This is a genomic window from Streptomyces sp. NPDC051561 (genome assembly GCF_044454195.1).
GTDB lineage: Bacteria > Actinomycetota > Actinomycetes > Streptomycetales > Streptomycetaceae > Streptomyces.
In genome coordinates, this window is record NZ_JBITDM010000012.1 from 37233 (window position 1) to 57920 (window position 20688).

14 protein-coding genes are annotated in these 20688 nt (G+C 72.4%); 10 read left to right on the plus strand and 4 right to left on the minus strand.

Annotation, left to right across the window (positions count from 1 at the left end):
- The first annotated feature begins 89 nt into the window (after nucleotides 1–89).
- The 7 genes from ACIA73_RS24925 (at nucleotide 90) to ACIA73_RS24955 (ending at nucleotide 7984) form a co-directional block, all read left to right on the plus strand.
- Nucleotides 90–593, plus strand: a complete 504-nt coding sequence (locus ACIA73_RS24925; RefSeq protein ID WP_399440893.1) for a VOC family protein — start codon at nucleotides 90–92, stop codon at nucleotides 591–593.
- Nucleotides 590–1546: a hypothetical protein gene (locus tag ACIA73_RS24930; protein ID WP_399440894.1), complete on the plus strand. Its 957-nt coding sequence runs from the start codon at nucleotides 590–592 to the stop codon at nucleotides 1544–1546. The genes ACIA73_RS24925 and ACIA73_RS24930 overlap by 4 nt, the downstream gene beginning before the upstream one ends.
- Before the next feature lie 86 nt (nucleotides 1547–1632).
- On the plus strand, nucleotides 1633–2604 hold the full coding sequence (locus ACIA73_RS24935) for an LLM class flavin-dependent oxidoreductase (RefSeq protein ID WP_399440895.1): 972 nt from the start codon (nucleotides 1633–1635) through the stop codon (nucleotides 2602–2604).
- On the plus strand, nucleotides 2601–3464 hold the full coding sequence (locus ACIA73_RS24940; protein WP_399440896.1) for a PhzF family phenazine biosynthesis protein: 864 nt from the start codon (nucleotides 2601–2603) through the stop codon (nucleotides 3462–3464). The genes ACIA73_RS24935 and ACIA73_RS24940 overlap by 4 nt, the downstream gene beginning before the upstream one ends.
- A 68-nt stretch (nucleotides 3465–3532) precedes the next feature.
- On the plus strand, nucleotides 3533–5326 hold the full coding sequence (locus ACIA73_RS24945) for a gamma-glutamyltransferase family protein (protein WP_399440897.1): 1794 nt from the start codon (nucleotides 3533–3535) through the stop codon (nucleotides 5324–5326).
- Between the two features lie 62 nt (nucleotides 5327–5388).
- Entirely contained in the window at nucleotides 5389–7692 is a 2304-nt protein-coding gene (locus ACIA73_RS24950; protein WP_399440898.1) for an ATP-binding cassette domain-containing protein, read from the plus strand.
- A 91-nt stretch (nucleotides 7693–7783) separates the two neighbouring features.
- Nucleotides 7784–7984, plus strand: a complete 201-nt coding sequence (locus tag ACIA73_RS24955; protein WP_399440899.1) for a 4-oxalocrotonate tautomerase family protein — start codon at nucleotides 7784–7786, stop codon at nucleotides 7982–7984.
- A 38-nt stretch (nucleotides 7985–8022) separates the two neighbouring features.
- On the opposite strand, the gene ACIA73_RS24960 is transcribed toward ACIA73_RS24955, so the two are convergent.
- Nucleotides 8023–9207, minus strand: a complete 1185-nt coding sequence (locus ACIA73_RS24960; RefSeq protein WP_399440900.1) for an FAD-dependent monooxygenase — start codon at nucleotides 9205–9207, stop codon at nucleotides 8023–8025.
- Between the two features lie 194 nt (nucleotides 9208–9401).
- Between ACIA73_RS24960 and ACIA73_RS24965 the strand changes: the two genes are divergently transcribed.
- Nucleotides 9402–11390 carry a chorismate-binding protein gene (locus ACIA73_RS24965; protein ID WP_399440901.1) on the plus strand — a complete coding sequence of 663 codons (1989 nt, stop codon included), beginning with the start codon at nucleotides 9402–9404 and terminating at the stop codon, nucleotides 11388–11390.
- 106 nt (nucleotides 11391–11496) lie between these two features.
- Here the strand turns inward: ACIA73_RS24965 and ACIA73_RS24970 are convergent, their stop codons facing one another.
- On the minus strand, nucleotides 11497–12945 hold the full coding sequence (locus tag ACIA73_RS24970) for a flavin monoamine oxidase family protein (RefSeq protein WP_399440903.1): 1449 nt from the start codon (nucleotides 12943–12945) through the stop codon (nucleotides 11497–11499).
- Between the two features lie 387 nt (nucleotides 12946–13332).
- Here ACIA73_RS24970 and ACIA73_RS24975 point away from each other — a divergent pair, with 387 nt between their 5' ends.
- Nucleotides 13333–15456, plus strand: a complete 2124-nt coding sequence (locus ACIA73_RS24975) for a HEAT repeat domain-containing protein (RefSeq protein ID WP_399440904.1) — start codon at nucleotides 13333–13335, stop codon at nucleotides 15454–15456.
- A 60-nt stretch (nucleotides 15457–15516) separates the two neighbouring features.
- The gene (locus ACIA73_RS24980; protein WP_399440905.1) at nucleotides 15517–18786 is read left to right on the plus strand and encodes a protein kinase; all 3270 of its coding nucleotides are present in this window, start codon (nucleotides 15517–15519) and stop codon (nucleotides 18784–18786) included.
- A gap of 237 nt (nucleotides 18787–19023) precedes the next feature.
- Here ACIA73_RS24980 and ACIA73_RS24985 read toward each other — a convergent pair whose 3' ends face one another.
- Nucleotides 19024–19659: a class F sortase gene (locus ACIA73_RS24985; protein WP_399440906.1), complete on the minus strand. Its 636-nt coding sequence runs from the start codon at nucleotides 19657–19659 to the stop codon at nucleotides 19024–19026.
- The gene (locus tag ACIA73_RS24990; protein WP_399440907.1) at nucleotides 19652–20677 is read right to left on the minus strand and encodes a hypothetical protein; all 1026 of its coding nucleotides are present in this window, start codon (nucleotides 20675–20677) and stop codon (nucleotides 19652–19654) included. The genes ACIA73_RS24985 and ACIA73_RS24990 overlap by 8 nt, the downstream gene beginning before the upstream one ends.
- Between the last annotated feature and the right edge of the window lie 11 nt (nucleotides 20678–20688).

Sequence of the window (20688 nt, forward strand, 5' to 3'; positions counted from 1 at the left end):
CTTATCTCCGTCGGTTAGTCGACGGAATTTCCGGGAAATCGCCTGCCTGAAAAAGAAAAATGAAAGCCCCTTGAGAGGAGTGCAGTATCTTGCCGCGAACCGGGACCACGAAAGAGCGGCCGACGGACCTCCAGCTCGTACCCGAACTGCACCACGTGGGCGTGCAGACGGACGACCTCGACAACTGCGCCGCCTGGTACGAGGAGTTCTTCGGCTGCCGGACCAACTGGACGCTGGACACCTTCTGCGACCTGACGCTGAGCCGCCTGCCCGGCATCACCCGGCTGACCGAGGTGATGGTGGCCGGCCTGCGCTTCCACCTCTTCGAACGCACCGGGCACGACGACGCCGTCCCCGGTGCCAACACCCGCCAGTTCCAGCACATCTGCCTGGCCACCGGCTCCCCGGAGGAGCTGCGGGCCTGGCGCGAGCGCTGGTTGCGCCTGTACGAATCCGGCCGGTTCGGCTTCGCCGGCGACGAGTTGCCCACCGACATCGTCATCGACGCGGACGGCGTCCAGAGCTGCTACGTCCTGGACGTCAACGGCCTGGAGTTCGAGCTCACCTACACACCACCAGGAGGAGACCGATGAACACGCGCGTTCACCGCACCGTCACCGAACTGCCGGTGCCCGACGGCTGGGATTTCGGGGACTTCCCCTACGGCCTGGAGCCACTGACGCTGCCCGAGCCGCCGGCGCCGGGGACCGAGAGGGCGATATCCGAAGTGCGGCCCGCCGACCCCTGCCAGGTGGACCTCGGCGAACCCGGCCCGCGGACCGGCCCTGCCCTCGCCGCCGAGGAGATCTCCCACCAGCTGTTCTGGTTCCGCTGGATAACGGGTCATCAGGCGACCTTCGCCATCTGGCAATTGACCGCGCACGCCCTGCACCAGGCCCGCTCCCTCTCCGATCCCGCACCCTCCCTGCGGGCGATGACCGACCTCACCGACGCCTACACCGCGATGCTGCTGTACACCAGCTCCTGCCCCGCGGACGTCTACGGCACCGTCATCCGGCCCAGCATGTACCTCCAGCACCGCAGCTTCAGCGGCACCTGGGCCCCCGACTTCATGCCCGTGCGCTCGCTGCTGCGCGGGAAGAAGACCGAGTGGGAGGGAACGCCCGAGGCGAAGCGGCTGACGAAGGCGGTGCGGATGTACCACACGGTGCACGCGGGCGTGGCGGCCAAGCTGGTGCCGGGCGGCCGGTCGCTGCTCCAGGAGTCGGCCGCGGAGATCACGCCGACCCGTCCCGAGACCCAGGCGCTCCTCTACGACCACTACTTCCTGACCCTGCGGGCGCCGGTCGACGCGACGGAGCTGGTCGAACAGTTACGGTCCCGGCTTCGCGCGATCACCCAGGACGTGGCGGCCAACGGCCTCTATCCCGGCCTCACCCCGCAGGAGGACGCCGCCTTCCCCGAGGAGCTGCGCAGCGAGGAGGTCCGGCGGGGCTACGAGGAGGGTTTCGCGACCGTCCTGGGCCGGATCGACGCCGCCGCCGGGGAGCTCAGGCCGAGGGTGCTGCACCACAGCGCGCCCTGATCGGACGGCGTGGGACGCAAGGGAGAACGCCACGACGAAGCACGACACGTCAACGGAAACGAACGAAGAACGAAGGAGGAGTACGCGTGCGGCACGGAGTGGTGATCCTGCCCGAGCGGCGCTGGTCGCGGGCGCGCGAACAGTGGTTACTGGCCGAGCGCCTGGGCTTCGATCACGCCTGGACCTACGACCAGTTGATGTGGCGGTGGCTGCGGGACGAGCCCTGGTTCGCCGGCGTCCCCACCCTGGCCGCCGCGGCGGCCGTCACCTCGCGGATCACTCTGGGCACGATGGTCGCCACGCCCACCTACCGCCACCCGGTGACGCTGGCCAAGGAGGTGATGTCGCTGGAGGACATCGCCGAGGGCCGGTTCGTCTGCGGGCTGGGCGCGGGGGCGGGCGGCCTGGACGACCGGGTGGTGGACCCCACCGAGCGGACCCCGCGTCAACGCGCCGACCGTTTCGCCGAGTTCGTCGAGGCCTTGGACCTGCTGCTGACCGAGCGGAGCACCTCGTACGCGGGCAAGCACTACGCCTTCGACGACGTGCCGGTGAATCCCGGGTGCCTGACGCGGCCCCGGGTGCCGTTCGCGGTCGCCGCGACCGGCCCGCGCGGCATGCGGCTCGCGGCCAGGCGGGCGGACACCTGGGTCACCGCCGGTCCCCCGGGACGCTTCGACGCCCTGCCGTACGAGAAGGCGCTGCCGGACATCGCCCGGCAGCTGGACCGGCTGGAGGCGGCGTGCGAGGCGACCGGCCGCGACCCGGCCACGCTGAACCGGCTGCTGCTGACCGGCGCCCTGGTCGGCGGGGTGCTCGACTCCGTCGAGTCCTACCGGGACGCGGTGGGCCGCTTCGGCGAACTGGGCATCACCGACCTGGTGGTGCACTGGCCGCGTGCGTCCTTCCCGTACCAGGGGGATCAGCGGGTGCTGGAGGCCGTGGCGGAGGAGGTGCTCCTCCCCGGGCGGGAGACGGCGTCACGGACGGCACCCGCGTCGGATCCGCCGGGTGACGGGGCGGTCGGTGGCACCTACGGAGAAGGAGAGGGACGTTGATCGCGTACGAGATCGTCGACATGTTCACGGACACCCCGTACGAGGGCTGCGCCCTCGGGGTGGTCCCCGACGCCGCGGATCTCTCGGCGGCGGACATGCTGGCCGTCGCCCGGGAGACCGCCCTGACCGAGACGGTCTTCGTGGTGCCGCCCCGTCTGCCGGGGTCGACGTACGGGGTGCGGGTGATGACCCCGGACGGCGAGTCGCCGTTCGGCGGCCACAGCGCGGTGGGCACCGCGAGCACGCTGGTGCGCGCCGGACGGCTGGCTGCCGGGGAGGCGGTGCAGGAGTGCGGCGGGCGGCAGCTCACCGTGAGGGCGGGGGCCGACGGCTCCACCGTGTCCGTCGCGGGCGAGCCGCTGCTGCGGCCGGAGTGGGATCCCGCCCCGTTGCTGGCGGCGTGCGGTCTGACGGACGCCGACCTGGCGGGCACCCCGCACCTGACCGGCTTCGGGCCGGCGTTCCACGTCCTGCCGGTGAGCGAGGAGGCCCTGGCCCGCGCGGCGGCCGACCTGGGGGACCGGGTCTGGGCGGACTGCCCGGACGCGGTGCTCCTCGCCTGGGACCCCGATAGCCGCACCGCCCGCGTCCGGGTGTTCGCCCCCGGCTACGGCATGCCCGAGGACCCCGCCTGCGCCTCCGCCGCGCTGGGGCTTGGCGTCTGGCTCGGCCTGGAGAAGGCGTTGCCCGGCACCGGTGGCCGCCACAGCTATCAGGTCCGCCAGGGCGAGGACCTGGGCCGCCCCGCCACCCTCTTCTGCACCGTCGACCTCGTCGAGGGCCGGGCCCACGCCGCCACGGTGCACGGGCACGTCACCGCCACCGCGTCCGGCCGGATGACACCCCCCGGACGGCCCTGATCCGCCAGGGGCCTCACGCGGTACGCCCCGCCCCTCCCCGATCGCACGACGAGAAAGGATCCTCCCAGGTGCTCTTCCGACCAGAACTGCACGGCACCCGCGGCGCCGTGGCCTCCACCCACTGGCTGGCCTCCACAGCGGGCATGTCCATGCTGAACCGTGGCGGCAACGCCTTCGACGCCGCGACCGCCGCCGCCTTCGTCATCCAGGTGGTGGAACCGCACCTCAACGGGCCGGGCGGCGACGTGCCGATCCTCGCCCACCGTGCCGGAAGCGGCTCGGTCGACGTCGTCTGCGGTCAGGGCCCGATGCCCGCGGCGGCGACCGTGGAGGCCTTCACCGATCGGGGTCTGGCCGTCGTTCCCGGTTCCGGGCTGCTGCCCGCCGTCGTCCCCGGCGCCGTCGGCGCCTGGCTCCGGCTGCTGAAGGAGTACGGCACGCTTCCTCTGGAGGACGTACTGGAACCGGCGATCGGCTACGCGGAGAACGGCTATCCGGCGCTGCCCAAGTGCGCCGCCATGATCGGCGCGCTCACCGAGCTGTTCCGCGACACCTGGACGGAGTCGGGCCGTACCTACCTGCGCAACGGCCGCGCCCCGCGTGCCGGGGAGCGGGTCACCAACCCGGCGCTGGCGCGCACCTACCGGCGGCTGCTCGCCGAGGCGAAGGCGTCAGGACGGGACCGCGAGGGACAGATGGACGCGGCGACGGAGGCGTTCTACGGCGGCTTCGTGGCGGAGGCGATCGACACCTACCTCGCCAAGGCCGAGGAGCTGGACTCCACCGGCCGCCGCAACAGCGGCCTGCTCACCGGCGCGGACCTCATGGCGTGGCGGCCTCACGTGGAGCGTCCCCTGACCCTCGATCACCGTTCTCTCACCGTGCACAAGGCGGGGCCCTGGTCGCAGGGCCCGGTCTTCCTCCAGCAGCTCGCCCTGCTGGCCGACGCCGATCTCGCCGCCACGGGTCCGCAGAGCGCGGAGTACGTCCACACGGTGGTCGAGGCCGCCAAGCTGGCCTTCGCCGACCGCGAGGCCTGGTACGGCGACCCGGACCACGCGGACGTACCGCTCGACGCCCTGCTGGACCCGGCGTACACCGCCGCGCGGCGGGCGCTGCTCGGCGCGCAGGCCTCGCGGGAGCTGCGGCCGGGGCGGCCCGACGGGCGCGAGCCGCTGTTGCCGCCGCTGCACGACGAGAGCGTCGCACCGGCGGACCCGGCCTGGCTGGGCGAGCTGGAACAGGGCATCCCGGCGATCATGAAGCTGACCGCGGCGACCGGCGACACGTGCTGCGTCAGCGTCACCGACGCGGCGGGCAACATGGTGGTGGCGACGCCCAGCGGCGGCTGGCTGAAGAGTTCCCCGGTGGTGCCGGGTCTGGGCTTCCCGCTGGGCACCCGGGGGCAGATGGCGACCCTCACCCCCGGCCACCCGAACACGCTGGCGCCGGGCAAGCGCCCGCGGACCACGCTCAGCCCGACCCTGGTCCTGCGGGAAGGACGGCCGTACCTGGCGTTCGGGACCCCCGGCGGCGACCAGCAGGACCAGTGGACGCTGAGCTTCTTCCTGCACCACACGGAGCACCGGATGGGCCCGCAGGCGGCGATCGAGGCGCGCACCTTCCACACCGACCACGTGCCCACGTCGTTCGCCCCGCGCCGGTTCCGCCCGGGGACCGTGGTCCTGGAGGGCGGCTGGCCGGCGGCGGAGGTCGAGGCGCTGCGGCGCCGAGGGCACCAGGTGGACCTGGTGGCCGACTACTCGCTCAGCAAGGTGTGCGCCACCGGGCTCACCGGCGACGGGCTGGTGCTCGGCGCGGCCAGTCCGCGCGGCGCGCAGGCATACGCGGTCGCGGGGTAGCAGAGAAGGACATGGAATGGTTTCCGGAGGGAAATCACCCGTCCTATGCGGAAGGTGCTGACATGGCGGCTCACCGGAAGAACCACGACGAGGACTTCATCGTGCTGGGCGAGGCCCGGCAGAACAACCTCAAGGGCGTCGACCTGCGCATCCCCAAGGGGAAGCTGACGGTCTTCACCGGAGTCTCCGGGTCGGGGAAGTCCTCGGTGGTCTTCGACACGCTGGCGATCGAGTCGCAGCGGCAGCTCAACGAGACCCTGCCGGCCTTCGTCCGCAACCGGATGCCGAAGTATGAACGACCGGATGCGGGAGTGATGGAGAACCTCTCCACGGCGATCGTCATCGACCAGCGGCAGGTCGGCGGCAACGCCCGTTCGACGGTCGGCACGATGACCGAGATCCTGCCCGCGCTGCGGGTGCTGTTCTCCCGCGCGGGCACCCCCAGCGCGGGCCCCTCGCACATGTACTCGCCCAACGACCCGCGCGGCATGTGCCAGGAGTGCCAGGGGCTGGGCACGACAGTCCGCCTGGAACTGGGCAAGCTGCTCGACGAGGACAAGAGCCTGGGCGAAGGCGCCATCCGCTTCCCCTCGTTCGCGGTCGGCACCTTCCAGTGGCAGCTGTACGGCGAGTCCGGGCTCTTCGACCCCGACAGGCCGGTGCGCGACTTCTCCGCGAAGGACCGCGAACTGCTGCTGCACGGCAAGGGGTTCACGGTCGACCGGGCGGGCCGCAACGGCGTCTACAAGAACGAGTACGAAGGAATCGTCGAGCGTTTCACCCGCCGGTACATCACCCCCGGCCTCGACAACGCGAAGGCCAAGGAGCGCGCGGAGATCGAGCGGGTGGTGACCCAGGGGCCCTGTGGCGTCTGCCACGGCGGACGGCTGAACGAGGCCGCCCTCGCCTCGCGCATCGACGGCGACAACATCGCGGACTTCTCGGCGATGGAGATCACCGACCTGATCGAGCGGCTCGCCCGGATCGACGCGCCCTCCGTCAAGCCGGCCGTGCTGGGCGCGCGGGCCGCGCTGGAGCGCGTCCAGTCGGTGGGGCTCGGCTATCTGAGCCTCGGACGGCAGACCAGGACGCTGTCCGGCGGCGAGGCCCAGCGGCTGAAGACGGTGCGCCACCTGGGCAGCAGCCTGACCGGGCTGACGTACATCTTCGACGAGCCCAGCGTCGGCCTGCACCCGCGGGACGTGCGGCGGCTGAACGACATCCTGCTCGCCCTGCGCGACAAGGGGAACACCGTGCTGGTCGTGGAGCACGACCGGGACGTCATCGCGATCGCCGACCACATCGTCGACATGGGTCCGGGGGCCGGGCGCGACGGCGGCGAGGTGACGTTCGAGGGCACCCCGGCGGGGCTGCGCCGCTCCAGCACGGTCACCGGGAAACAGCTGCGGAGCGTGACCGGGCTCAAGGACGCGGTCCGCTCCCCCACCGGCGAGCTGACCGTCAGGGCGGCGGATCTGCACAATCTGAAGGACGTCACGGTCGGCTTCCCCACCGGGGTGCTCACCGCGGTGACCGGCGTGGCCGGCTCCGGCAAGAGCACGCTCGTATCGAAGGTGTTCCTCGCACAGCACCCCGACGCGGTGGTGATCGACCAGTCGTCGGTGGGGATCTCCTCGCGGTCCAACCCGGCGACGTACACCGACATCATGGACAGCCTGCGCCAGCGGTTCGCGCGTGCCTCGGGCGAGAAGCCGGGGCTGTTCAGCTTCAACTCCGAGGGGGCCTGTCCGGAGTGCGGCGGCAAGGGCGTCATCGAGACCGACCTCGCCTTCATGGATCCGGTGACCACGGTGTGCGAACGCTGCGAGGGGCGCAGGTTCAATGACGAGGCCCTGCGCCACACCGTGCGCGGCCGGACGGTCGTCGACGTCCTCGCCATGACCGCCGAGGAGGCGTCGGACTTCTTCGACGACGCGCCCGTACGGCGCAAGCTGGCCCTCCTCGCCGAGGTCGGACTCGGCTACCTCACCCTGGGCCAGCCGCTGTCCACGCTCTCAGGCGGCGAGCGGCAGCGGCTCAAGCTGGCGCACCGCCTGAAGGAGACCGGCACCGTCTATGTCTTCGACGAGCCGACCACGGGCCTGCACATGAGCGACACGCGACGGCTGCTGGGCCTGTTCGACCGGCTCGTGGACGGCGGCAACACGGTGCTGGTGATCGAGCACGACCTGGACGTCGTCAAGCACGCCGACTGGGTGGTGGACCTCGGTCCGGAGGCGGGCAGCCAGGGCGGACGGGTGGTGTTCGAGGGCACGCCGGCAGAACTGGCCAGGGCGAAGGACTCGCACACGGGCCGCAGCCTCGCGTCCGACCTGCGAAGTGCCCGCACGCACACCGCGTCCTGAGACGTCGTCGCGGGACCGCGACGCAGAGCCGTCCCGGGACCGCGACGGAAGGCCGGTCCAGGGCCGTAACGGACATGGGAAGGAGTCGGGAATGCCCCTCATCCGCGTCACCCTGCTGGAGGGCCGGTCGTCGCAGGAGGTGGCCGCGCTCGGCGAGGCACTCACGGCCGCCGCGCACGAGGCGCTCGGCACACCGGTGGAGGCCGTCCGGGTGATCGTGGAGGAGGCGCCCGCGGACCACTGGTTCGTGGGCGGCCGGTCCATGGCCGAGCGGCGCGCCTCCCCCTCGTGACACTCCCCCGCAGCCGCCGGGACGGGCGGACCGCCGGTTCAGCGGGCGGCGGCCCCGCGCGGGCTGTGGTCGGCGCGGGCGAAGCGCTCCCGGACCTGCTCGACGCGCTCCGGGGACCAGGAGGCCAGGTCGTCGCGGGTGAGGCGGCCGCTGCGGGTGATCAGGTGGGCGTTGAACGCCTCCGGTTCGAGGTCCGTGTGCCGCTCCAGTTCCTCGAACCACTCCTGGCTCGTCCGCGCGGTGCGCTGCATGGCCTCGACCTCCGGCAGGCGCGCGGCCTGGTAGGCGGCGAGCGCCTCGGGAACGGAGCCGTGGTCGTCCAGCGCCAGGGCAAGCGCCAGGCCGTCCTCCATGGCGAGCCGGGTGCCCGAGCCGACGGAGAAGTGGGTGGTGTGCGCGCTGTCGCCGAGGAGGGCGAGAGGGCCGTGGCTCCAGCGCCGGTTGCGGACCGAGACGAAGCGGCCCCAGCGCGACCGGTTGGTGCGCAGACCGTGGCCGTCCAGAACGTCGGCGAAGAGGTCGGCGAGCCGGTCCGTGTCACTTTTCCCGGAGGCGTCCGGCACACCGGTGTCGCCCTCGGTGAACCCGGCGGCCTCCCACACCCGGTCGTCGACCTCGGCGATGAAGGTGCTGAGACCGGGGGCGTAGGGGTAGGCGTGGGCGTGCAGCGTGCCGTGCTGCGTCTCGGCGACGGCGAAGGTCAGGGCGGTGAAGGGCCGTTCGGTGCCGAGCCACAGGTAGCGGGAGCCGCGTCGGGTGGTCTCGGTGCCGAACTCCTCCCTACGGGCTTCGCGGGTCGCGGAGTTGACGCCGTCGGCCGCCACCACCAGGTCGTACGTCCGGGCCAGCACGTCCGCCTCGGGGGCGCGGGTGCCGTAACGGACGGTGACGCCGAGGTCGGCGCAGCGGTCGCGCAGCATGGCCAGCAGGGCGCGGCGGCCGATCGCCGAGAAGCGGTAGCCACCGTTGCGCGAGGTCCGGCCCCGGTGGTGGACGTCGATCCTCGACCAGTGGGCGCACGCGTCGCCGAGTGCGGCGAACAGCGCGGGGTCGGCCGCCTCGATACCGCCGAGTGCCCCCTCCGAGAAGACGACGCCGAATCCGAAAGTCTCGTCGGGGGCGTTCACCTCCCAGACGTCGATCTCGGTTCGCGGCCTCAGCCGTTTCACGAGCGCGGCCGTGTAAAGGCCGCCGGGTCCGGCTCCGCTGATCGCGATTCGCATGACACCTCACGGGTACTCGGGCGGGTGGCGGGAGTGCGCGCGGGGGACGTCAAGTGGCCCCTCCGACGCGCTACTTGTTGCCCGTCGGGCAGAAGTCATGAGCCGAAGTCATGAGCCGAAGTCTTGAGCCGCACCGGAAACCACGGCCTCGGGCGGGCCGCCGCCGCGCGGCCGACCGGAAGGGAGCGCGGTCGATGAGGCCGACGACGGACTTGGACGTGCTGGAGCGGCTGTACGGGGCTGACGTGGGTGACGTGCCGCCCTTCGCGCTGCTTCACCGGCAGCGTCCCGGCCTGGACGAACGGGCCCCGGTCGAGCTTTTGTCCGGGGAGATGGAGAGCGTCCGGTCGCTGGACGAAGCGGCTGCGCCGGACGACGCGCCGGGTCCGGGGCTGCTGGCCCTGCTGCCCTTCCGGCACCTGGCCGAACACGGCCTGCCGTGTCACGACGACGGTGCGCCGCTGCGGCTGCTGAGGGTACGCGAGCACCACGTCCTTCCCGAGGACGCGTTCACCGGCCCGCACCTCGCCTCGGCACCGCAGGTGCGGTGGCGGGACGCCGGGTTCGCGACGAGCGACGCTCAGTACGAGGACCTGGTGCGGGAGTTCGTCTCCTCGGACGCGGCCCGGGGCGGGCTGAACGTCCTGCTGCGCCGGGACTGGTCCGCGCGACTGCCGGGGTTCCGCCCCGCGGTGGCCGTGGAGCTCTTCCGGCGGCTGCTGGCCGCGGAGTCGGGCGCGTACTGGACCTTCGTCGTGCACACCGGTGGCCCGCGGCCGGTCACCCTGGTGGGTGCGACCCCGCAGGGGCATGTGGGCGTGGAGGGCGGCCGGGTGGTGATGAATCCGCTGTGCGGCACTTACCGGCGCCCGCCGGAGGGGCCGCGCGCCGAGGACCTGCTCGCCTTCCTCGCCGACCGCAAGGAGGCGGAGGAGCTGGCGACCACGGTGGACGCGGAGCTGGCGGTGCTGTGCGGGCTGGCCGGACCCGGGGTGCGGGTGGAGGGGCCTTTCCTGCGCGGGATGGCACATCTGCTGCACACCCAGTGCCGGATCAGCGGGCCCGCGGCGGCCGGAGCGCGGGAGACCCTCGCAGGGGCCCTGTTCGCGTCGACGGTGGTGGGCAGCCCGTTCGCGGAGGCGTGCGGGGCCATCCACGGCTACGAGACGACCGGACGCGGCTACTACGGCGGTCTCCTCGCACTGATCGGCCGCGACGGGGCCGGCGCGGAGGAGCTGGACTCGGCGGCGGTGATCCGGACCCTGGTCGTGGACCATCGGGGCGAGGCACGCCTGTCGGTGGGAGCGACCGTGGGCGGCCGGTCGTCACCGGAGGCCGAGGCGGCCGAGACCCGGACCAAGGCCCAGGCCGTGCTGACCGCCCTGACGGCGCGACCGCCGTCCGCCGAGGGGGCGCCGACTGCCGAACGGCCGCCGCCCCACGAACGACCGCCGTCCGCCGAACGGGCGCCGACCGGCGAACAGGCACCGGCCATCGAGCGAGCGCGGACACCGTCCACCCCCGCCACACCGGATCCCGGTGCCCCCCACAGTGCAGCCGTGCGGGAGGCGCTGGTCCGGCGGCACGCGGCGCTGTCGTCGTTCTGGACGAAGGGCACCGCCGCACCCACCACGGGCGGCCCGGCAGTGCTGGTGCTCGATCCTGGCGGCGGCGCCCGCGCCGAACTGGCCGCCCTGCTGCACCTGGTGACCGCCGTGCACGGCCCCGCAGAAGTGATTCGCCACGACGACCCCGGCGCGGCCGGCACCCTGGTCCGGCACCCGGGGCCCGTGCTGCTGGCGTCAGGTCCTGGCCGCCCCGACGACCCCGGCTGCGCGCGGATGGCGGCTCTGCGCCGGACAGCCGCACTCCTGGTCCGGGACCGGCCGCCCGGCGGGCCACCGGTGGCCGGGGTGGGCCTCGGCTTCCAGCTGCTGGCGCTGGCCGCGCTGCCGGACGCCCGGGTCGGGGCCCGGTCCGGCGGCACCGGACTGGCGCGGGAGGTGGACCTCTTCGGACAACGGGTAACCGGCGCTTTCCGCAACGCCCACACGATCGTCTCCGGCCCGGACCGTCACGAGCTGATCGCGCTGCACGAACCGGCAGTACGGGGTGTGCAGTTCCGCCCCGAGTCGGTACTGACCACCGACGGGGCCGGGGTGCTGCGCCGACTGCTCGGCTGACTCCCCCGGCCCCACCGGGGCAGGATCAGAGCCTGTACCTCATCCCGCCCCCGCCGGGGCGGGCTCAGAGCCCGTATCTCGATCCCGGCCCCGCCGGCACAGGCTCTCAGGAGCCCTCGGCCGTCGCGCCGAGTTCCACCAGAGTGCGGGCCGCCGACTCCAGCGCGAAGGTCATCGAGCCACCGTTGGGCTCGAACCCGGCGTGGTCACCGGCGAAGTGGACCCGCCCCTCGGGCCTGCGGATCACCGGCATCAGGGCGCTGTGTCCGCGCTCGGGCAGGATGTACGCGCCCTCGGCGTAGGGGCGCTGGTCCCAGCAGACGGAGGTGCCGGTCTCGAAGTGGTCGCGGGCGCCGGGCAGCATCCGCTCGACCTCGGTGAGGACGAAGCCGAGGCGCTCCTCCTCGGTCATGGCCGACACCGCCCGGGCCCGCCATCCCGTCATCAGGCACTCCAGTATCTTGCGGGGGCCCGGGAGTTGAGGAGTGGCGTCGCGTATCCAGCGGATGGGCAGGTCGGTGGAGAAGCTGGCGTTGTGCTGCGGCCAGAACTGGCGACGCATCTGGAGATAGACGCGGACGATCGAGGCGTACTTCACCCGCCGCATCACGTCGTGCTTGGCGTCGGAGAGGCCCGCGTCGGTGAAGTCGATGTGCCTGATCGTGCTGAACGGGACGGTGACGACGACGCGTTCGGCCTCCAGGGTGTGCATGCGGCCGTTGGCGAGGACGGTGACCTTGGCCCGCTCCGCGTCCTGTTCGACGCGGACCACCGGACGGCGGTAGTGGATAAGGCTCTTGAGCCGCTCGGCGAAGGCCTGCGGGAAGCGGTCGGTGCCGTCCTTGACCTTGGCCCAGCGGGGGTCGGCGTTGCCCAGCGAGTGCGGGCTCGCCTCGTGGCGCAGCCAGGACAGCGCGGACGCCGCCTTCAGATCGCCGCCGCGCATTTCCAGGAAGAGCGGCTCCATGAGGTCGATGGCCGCCTGGGAGGCGCCCCGTTCGGTGAGCACCTCGTGCACGGAGAGGTGGTCGTAGGGGCCGAGGCGCTGGGTCAACGCCCAGTCGGGGGCGCTCAGATCGGGCTGGAGGCTTTCGGCGACGGCGGAGACGTAACGCTCGATCATGCCGTTGACGCCGAGGTCCTTCTCGTGCGGGTGCAGGTCCAGCCCGGCTCCGGCGACCGCGTCCGGGTCGGGGGTGAAGAAGCGGCCCTGGGCGAAGTAGGAGAACGTGGTGCCGAAGAGGTCGGCGGTGTCCGTCTCGACGCCGAGTTCGCGCAGGTAGTGCATGGCGTAGTGGCAGTGCGGGGTGAGGGTCATCGCCCCGGCCTCGGCGTGCAGGCCGTCCGCGAACGGCGCCCTCAGCGTGTACGCGCGTCCGCCGGGCCGGTCGGACGCCTCCAGGACCGTCACCTCGCAGTCCCGGGCGGCGAGTTCGTGGGCGACGGCCAGTCCGGCGAGTCCGGCGCCGACGACGATGACGGACCTCGGGGGCCGCAGCCCCGGCAGTCCGCTGTCGAAGGCACGGCGTACTTCGGTCTGGGTGGCTTCCCGCATGGAGTGCTCCGTTTCCGTGGTTCGGTGACTCGACGGCCCCGCGGCCGGGTTCCTCAACGGCTCCATGGCCGAACACCCGTACCCGTGGCGCTCTCCGCTCGTCTACCACCTGCCGCCGGGGCCATGTGCCGGCCGCCGGGGCGAGCTGTCGCTGTCCGTCGAGCGGCGCGGCGGCGGATGCCGGAGCGGACGGAAGGCAGGGTGCAGCCGCACGCCCGCGTCCGGAGGTCACCGGTGCCGTCCGCAGCGACCGAACGCCCAACAGCCCGTGCGGGCGCGCTTCTACACTACGAGGGCAGTCCCGGGGCGACGGCGTGCCATCACGCCTCTGGCCCGACCTCTCCTGGGCCCCACCCGAAGTGGCTGACGAAGGGCGGCGAGCAGCGGATGTCCGCACCGGACGCGCGAGCGCGACGGCTGGCGCGGCTCGCCGCACAGGTCGACTGGTCGAAGGTGGTCGATCCTTACGTCGTCGAGGGGTACGGCCCCGATGTGCTCGACGCACTCTGGTCGGCCGACCGGAACACGGCCGACAGGGCCTGTACGAATCTGGATGGCGCGGCCTGCGGGGACGGCAGTTCGGTGCGGGCGGCGGCCGCGGAGATGTTGCCGTTCCTCGTCGAGGCGGCCCGGGATCCGGATGTGACGGTGCGCTTCGAGATCCTGCGGGTGATCGCGGGCGTCGCGGGTACGGGCAATACCGCCCCGACCCAGCAGGTCGCCGCGAATCTCCGGGGGAAGTGGCGGCCCACCGTCGACCCGGCGTGGCCGGCCGCCTGGCGGCGTGCTGCCGACGGTCTGCTGCCGCTGCTCGATGACGAGGACGAACTCGTCCGGGCCGGCGCTGTCGAGGCGCTCGCGCAGGCCGCCGCCCACGCGGACATCCTGATACCTCGGTTGCGGACGTGCTTCGAGAGCGAGCCGGCCCGGTGGATGGCGGAGTGCCTCGTACAGGCCGTCGGAGAGCTTGCCCGCCATGCCGTCGAACAGCGCGAAGAGGCCCTGGCTTGGCTGCGGTTGCGCATGGCCGATGAAGGGAAGGGAGAGGAACCCGACTTCGTCGAGGACATCGACGCCTGGATCGCGTGGGACGAGGAGGTCCGTCACGACGTCAGGCTGCAAGCCGTGGCGGCGCTGCGCCGCGCACTTCCGGACCACACCGATCCTGGCTACGCCCGCGTCACCAGGGACGCGCTGTTGGCCCCCGCTCCCGCATCCGCGTCGGCCATTCCTCCCGTGGAGTACTTGTCCGCGCCGGTCGACGTCATCACTGAAGCCGACCAGCGGCTCGGGCCCGACCTGCCCGGTCGGCTCAGCCTTGCCCACGCGCTGCTGGGCCACGGTGACACCACCGTGCGCGCGGGCGGCCTCAGGGTCGCCGCCGGTCTGATGTCCCGCTGGCGCTCCGCCGTCCCCGGCCTCCTGCCGGACGTCGCCGATCTCGTGGACGACACCTGCGTGGAGAACCGGTTGTTCGCCCTGCGGGTCCTTGCCATGTGCGGCGCGGCCGCGCGCCCCTGGGCCGACCTCGTCGCCGCTCACCTCGGCGCGACCGGCGCTGCCGCGGAGGCCGTGCGGGAGCACGCCTGCTGGGCGCTGAGCCGGATGGGCGACGAGCGTTGCGTGCCGGCCCTCGCCGAACTGCTCGGCACCCACGACGAGTTCACTTCCAGCCACACGGGTTCGGCCGACCGGAACTGGAACGTCAGCGACCTCAGCCTCGCCGAGGCGCTCGCCCCTTTCGCCGCGCACCCCCTGCTCCGGAGGGACGTCGGCGTCGCTGCCGCAGTCCCTGGCGAACGGCCGAGCGAGCAGCTGAGCTCCCCGATGGGCTCGCGCGGCAGGAAGCCGCACTTCTGGTCGGATCCGCCGGAGGGCGCTGTGGAACGGGCCCGGGCGCGGTGGCAGGCCACCGGGGATCCGGAAGAAGTACTGCCCGCGCTACTGGAGTTGACCCGGCGCAGCGCGGCCGAGGTCTACCAGACGCCGGGTGGCGCAGAAGCGCTTGGACTGCTCGCCGAGGTCGCCGCCACCGCCGGCCCTGCCGTCGTGGAACGTGTTGCGGAGCAACTGCGTGCCACGGTCGAGGCACGGATCAGGCACGGCAATCCGTCCGACGCGGTGAGGGCTGTGCGGAGCCTGTGGCAGCTCACCTCGGACCCCCGGCGGGTCGTCCAGGACCTGATCGACCTCGTCCGGATCTGCCCGCCGCCCGGCAGCGCGGGTGTCACGGTCCTCGACCCGCTGCGGCTCCTCGCCGACGTCGCCGTCACCGACCCGGGTTCCGTCGCTCCGGCCATGCCGGTTCTCCGCGCCCTCCTGGACGCGGACGAACGCCCCGTACGCCATGACCACTGGGGTGCCGGCCGGGACGACGACGCTTTGCGTGCGGCGATTCGGGCTGTGCTGGTGGCGCAGCCCCGCGGGACGCAACCGCCCGAGGCGGGCGCCGGTGACGAGGTGATACCGGGGGCTGATGGTTTGTCGGGTTGCGCGGAGCGGGAGCGGTGAGGGCGGGGCGGTGGCAGGCTTGCTCACCGGTGGGGCGCGGGATGCTGCGGGGGGCTTGTGGTGCAGGGGCGTTGGCTGGAGCCGTATGTCGTGGACGGGCAGTACGAGGTGTGGCAGGTCCACGAGCAGGGGAGTACGGGGCTCGTCCACCGCGTGAAGCACCTCGGGTGGGGCATTGTGCTGGCCATGAAGTCGCCCCGGCCCGAGCTGCTCGCCGACGCGGGCTTCCTGGAGCGGTTCGTGGCCGAGGCCGAGACCTGGGTGTCGCTGGGGCCGCATCCTCATGTGTGCGGTTGTCACTACGTGCGCACGGTCGACGGGGTGCCGCATGTTTTCTCGGAGTACGTGAGCGACGGCAGTGTCGCCGACTGGATACGTGACGGGCGGCTGCACGAGGGCCGGCCCGTCGAAGTCCTGGCTCGTATCGTTGATTTCGCCATCCAGCTCGCCTGGGGTCTCGACCACGCGCACAGCCGCGGTCTCGTGCACAGGGACGTCAAACCGGGCAATGTGCTCGTCGACCTCGGCGACACGGTCAAGGTCACCGACTTCGGTCTCGCCCGGGCCCTACCGGGCGCGACCGCAGGCGCACGCGTCGGTCCGCGTACCGACGTGTACAGCTTCGGCGTCTGCGTACTGGAGATGTTCACCGGCGAGGACACCCGGCCGGCGGGCCCCGCCGCCGGGGCGTCCCTGGCCGCGTACCGGGCGGACAACGGGGACGGGCCTCCGATGCCGTACGGCGTCGGCGCGCTCCTGGCCCGCTGTCTCCGTCAGGATCCCGCCCGCCGGCCGGCCTCGCTGGCGGATGTGGCGGATGTCCTGGTCGGTCTGTACGAGGACGTGGCGGGCGTCCCGTACCCGCGTGCTCTACCGGCCGAGGCCGATCTCCGCGCGGACGAGCTGAACAACCGCGCCCTCTCCCTCCTGGACCTCGGCCGCACCGCCGACGCCGAGGAGGCCTTCGATGCCGCGCTCGCCGCGGACCCGGGTCATCTCGTCGCGACGTACAACCGCGGACTGCGCCAGTGGCGCCAGGGTGAGCTGCTCGACGATGAATTCGTCGCCGCACTGGAGAGTCTCCGCGCCGATACCGCCACCGACGCCTGGCAGGTCCGTCATCTTCTCGCCCAGGTCCAGCTGGAGCGCGGTGATCACGGCAGTGCCGAACCGCTCCTGGACGAAATGGACCGCATTCGCCCGCGCACCACGGAGGCGGCGGCGCTTCGGGCCGCCCTCCGGGCCGGAGCGGGCACCACGGTCCGGTCGCAACCGCTGCCCTGGGAGGACAGACCGCGGTGCGTGCGGCTGTACCCGGACGGGAGCTGGGCGCTGGCCGGTGAGCGCGACGGGGTGGTCCGGTTCCGGCATCTGCCGACCGGGGAAACTCGTCGCACCCTCGATGGCCACGGCAGTGAGATCGTCGCCGTCGATGCCTCGGCCCGGCGCGCGGTCACGGCCGATGCCGACGGGCTCGTACGGCAGTGGGATCTTCCCGGGGAAGGCCACCTCGGGGACCGGCGGCTGCCGCGGCTCGGTGCGCTGCGTCTGACGCCCGACGCCCGCTCCGCCGTGGCGCTGATCAACGGACGCCTCACCGCGTGGGACTTCCCCGGGGGCGAGACGTACGAGATCACTCCGCAGGACGGTTTCACCCATCTCGACGTGAGCAACGGCCGCGTCCTCACCCTCACCGGCGACGACACCGTCCAGGCCTGGGATCTGGCCTCGCGTACTCAGGTGTGGGCCCTGGCCGAGCGGCGCCAGGTCAGCGCCATCGCCCTCAGTCGCGACGGCACGCGCGCGGTGGTCGCTGCTGTCAGCGGACCGCGGCGGTACGAGCTACAGGTGTGGGACGTCGACCGGGGCCGTCCTGTCCGAACGCTGAAGGCCCCCGGCCTGCCCGTCACAGGGCTCGCCCTCAGCCCCGACGGACGCCACGCGCTCTCCGCGGCCGACGACAGCCGCGTACGTCTGTGGGATCTGGACCGCGGCCGCTGCCTGCGGACATTCACCAGCCACCGCGCCGGTCTTCAGGACTTGCTGCTCAGCCTGGGCGAGGGCGAGGCGACGATCGTGGACGACGATCACGCACGGTGGCTGCGGTGGGAGCTCCCGGGCAGGTTCAGCGCTGCACCGGCGTTGGCCCGGCCCTGGCGGCAGGCCGATCTCGACCGCCACGGACGCTGGTGCGCCGCGCTGCTCGCGGGTGCCGAGAAAGCCTTCGCCGCAGGCCGGACGGCGGTGGCTCTGGACCTGGTACGGCGTGCCAGGGCGGTCCCCGGCCACGCCCGTGATCCGCGGGCGATGGAGCTGTGGCGGGTGCTGGGCGCCGGGGCGGTGCGGTGCGGACTGCGGTCGGTGCGGGTGGCGTGGGAGCTGACGGACGCACAGCCGGTGGGGGCGGTGGCCGTTTCCCCGGACGGACTGAAGGCGTGCGCGTCGGGCGGCGGGCAGGTCCGGCTCTGGGACACGGCGACCGGGGCGCAACTGGCGGCCTGGGAGGACAGCGGTTCGGCGGGGGTCGGCCTGCTGGAGGACGGGTGCCGGGTGGTGGCGAGCGGGGATCGGCGCATCGTCATGCGGTCGGCTCCGCTCGGACACTGGCCCGTGCGGCTGGACACGGATCCGAGCGACGGGCTGCGGGGGCGCCGTGGAGTGGGGGTGACGGGGGACCGGGAATCGGCGTCGGTGAGCGCGGACGGACGTGTCCTGACGGCGTGCAGGGACGGCGAGTTGCGGCTGTGGGACATGGCGGCCGCCACGTGTGTACGGACGCTGCCCGGCCACGGTATCCGGTCCAACAGCGTGTGGCTCAGCGCTGACGCCCGGCGGGCGGTGTCCGCCGACTTCAACGGCACGCTGCACATCTGGGACATGGACTCCGGCGCGGAGATGACCGCCCCCCAGTCGGACGCCTGGGTGACGTCCGTGTGCCTGAGTGCGGACGGCCGGCTTGTGTTGAGCTCCGGGCATCACGGGGACTGGACGCTGTGGGTGACGGACGCGGTGACCGGGGAGTTCGTCCGGGGGCTCAGCGAGGAGCGGGACGACGAGGACGCCGTGTGGACGGCGCGGCTGAGCTCGGACGGACTGTTCGCGTTCGCGGGTGACGCCGAGGGGAGCGTGCATGTCTGGGAGACCGCCACAGGACGGCACGTCCGGACTCTGGAGGGGCATACGGAGGACGTCTACGGGTTGGCGCTGACCCCGGACGACCGCTACCTGCTGTCCGGCAGCGCGGACGGGAGCGTGCGCATGTGGGAGCTGGACTGGGAGTTGACGGCCGGAAGCGAGGCCAGAAACGGGAGGGAGGGTGGAGCGGCCTGAGCGGGGACGCGGGAGCGGTACGGTCACCCCTCGCTCGTACGCCTCCCCGGCCAGTTGTACGCCTCCCCCGGCTCAATAGGGCCGACCCGCGTACATCTCCCGGCACATCCCGACGGTCTTCAAGTCCACCGTGCTCCCCCTTCTTCGCGAGGCACCCTCCCCACACCCACCGCGTCCGGCTCGGACGGGAGCGCGGTCCGGCCGGACGTTCGGTGGGCGCAGGGCGGTCGTTGGTGGTCAGGCGCCGGCCTCGCCCTTGAGGTGTGCGAAGACCACGACGTTCGAGTCCCAGTGCCGGTGGGAGTTGAGAGAGCCGCCGCATGTGATCAGGCGTAGCTCCGATGTGCTGGTCCTGCTGTAGACCTTGTCGGTCGGGAAGCTGTCCTTCTTGAAGGTCTCGACCGCGTCCACCGAGAAGACCGCGGTGGTGCCGTCCTCGCGGTGGACCCTGATCTCCTCGTTCTTCTTGAGCTCCTGGAGGTGGTAGAAGACCGCCTTCTCCGTATCCGGTGTGTCCATGTGGCCGACGATCGCGGCCGCACCCTTCTCGCCGGGCGAGGGGCCCTCGCGGTACCAGTCGGCCTCCATGGGCTTGTCCATCGGCGGAGTCTCCATCACCCCCTGCGAGTCGAGACCCACGGTGCCGAGTGTGCTGTCGACCCCGATGCCGGGGATGGTGATCCGGTCCGGGACCGACGGGGCGATCGCAGCGACCGGAACGGTCTTCGCACCGCCGCCGGACAGCGGTGCGCCGGTGTCCGGGGCCGAGGAGCAGCCGACCGCCATGGTGGCGGCGAGTGCGGTGATCGCCGCCAGGGCGGCCGTGCGCGGTGCGCACGGCCCTCCCCGGCGGGTTGTCGTCGCCTCAGCCATTGCTGTGGCGACGGCGCAGCGCGATGGTGCCGGTCAGGGCTCCGACGCCGAGAAGGGCACCGGCACCGATGAGACCGGCGCTGGGTCCGCCGTCGGAGGCCGGGGCCATACCGGTCTGGACGGAGCCCTTGGGGACCTTGTACTGCTGGGGTTGCAGCGGCTTCACGTGGTGCGTGTGCTTGGCGGTGTGCTGCTTGGCGGTGTGCTGCTTGGCGGAGTTGTGGTTGGCCGCGTCACCTGCGGCGACGCCGAACTTCGCGGTGTCGAACTTGGTGGTTCCGACGTATCCGTCGACCGCGTAGTAGCCGCTTGCGGTGTGGCTGGAGACCGTGGCCCGACCGTGCCAGGTGCCCTCGTGCTGGGGGTCGCGCTCCAGGTTGACCGTGCCGGTGAAGGCCCCGGACTTCACGGTGGCGTTGCCCTTTAGGTTGCCGCTCCTGATGGTGACGGCGACCTTGTCGCCGGGCTTGCCGCCGTCGGTCGACAGAGACATGGAGGCCTTGGAGGGGACCGGAACCGGCGGGGTGGGGGTCGGCCGGGGGTCCGTGTTCACGGAGAAGCTGGTGGTGCCCTGCGAGCCGGTGTCACCGAAGTCGGCCGTGGCCGACAGGTGCGCCGTGCCGATGCCGAAGCCGGCCTTCACGGTGCCGGTGCCCCGGTGGACGGTGTGACCGTCGCCCGTGCTGACCTGCGTCAGGCTGATGTTCTGGAGCGCGTCCGAGCTCGCGGACACCTTCGCGCTGCTGGGTGCGGTGACCTGGAACTCGACGACCTCTCCGGCCGCGTAGCCCGAGGCGTCCCTCGGCGACGAGGACACGGAGACGACCGGCGCTTCTGCCTTGTCAGAGGCGCCCTGGTCGGTCGACGAAGTGCCCGTCGACGTGGTGTCCGACGACGAAGTGTCCGCGCCGGATGCCGCCGGGGGCGCCGCGGACTCCGAGGCGAACGCGGTGGCCGGCCCGGCCATCGCCAGGGTGGCGGCGACGGCTATGGCAGAGAGGGTGTATGCCTTGCGCATGAGATGAGGCC

What these genes read in the sequence shown, in the direction of transcription:
- ACIA73_RS24965 (WP_399440901.1), top strand. Translation starts at nt 9,402, where the DNA reads ATGAGGCCGACGACGGACTTGGACGTGCTGGAGCGGCTGTACGGGGCT.
- ACIA73_RS24970 (WP_399440903.1), bottom strand. Translation starts at nt 12,945, where the DNA reads ATGCGGGAAGCCACCCAGACCGAAGTACGCCGTGCCTTCGACAGCGGA.
- ACIA73_RS24985 (WP_399440906.1), bottom strand. Translation starts at nt 19,659, where the DNA reads ATGGCTGAGGCGACGACAACCCGCCGGGGAGGGCCGTGCGCACCGCGC.
- ACIA73_RS24950 (WP_399440898.1), top strand. Translation starts at nt 5,389, where the DNA reads ATGGCGGCTCACCGGAAGAACCACGACGAGGACTTCATCGTGCTGGGC.
- ACIA73_RS24960 (WP_399440900.1), bottom strand. Translation starts at nt 9,207, where the DNA reads ATGCGAATCGCGATCAGCGGAGCCGGACCCGGCGGCCTTTACACGGCC.
- ACIA73_RS24955 (WP_399440899.1), top strand. Translation starts at nt 7,784, where the DNA reads ATGCCCCTCATCCGCGTCACCCTGCTGGAGGGCCGGTCGTCGCAGGAG.
- ACIA73_RS24930 (WP_399440894.1), top strand. Translation starts at nt 590, where the DNA reads ATGAACACGCGCGTTCACCGCACCGTCACCGAACTGCCGGTGCCCGAC.
- ACIA73_RS24975 (WP_399440904.1), top strand. Translation starts at nt 13,333, where the DNA reads ATGTCCGCACCGGACGCGCGAGCGCGACGGCTGGCGCGGCTCGCCGCA.
- ACIA73_RS24990 (WP_399440907.1), bottom strand. Translation starts at nt 20,677, where the DNA reads ATGCGCAAGGCATACACCCTCTCTGCCATAGCCGTCGCCGCCACCCTG.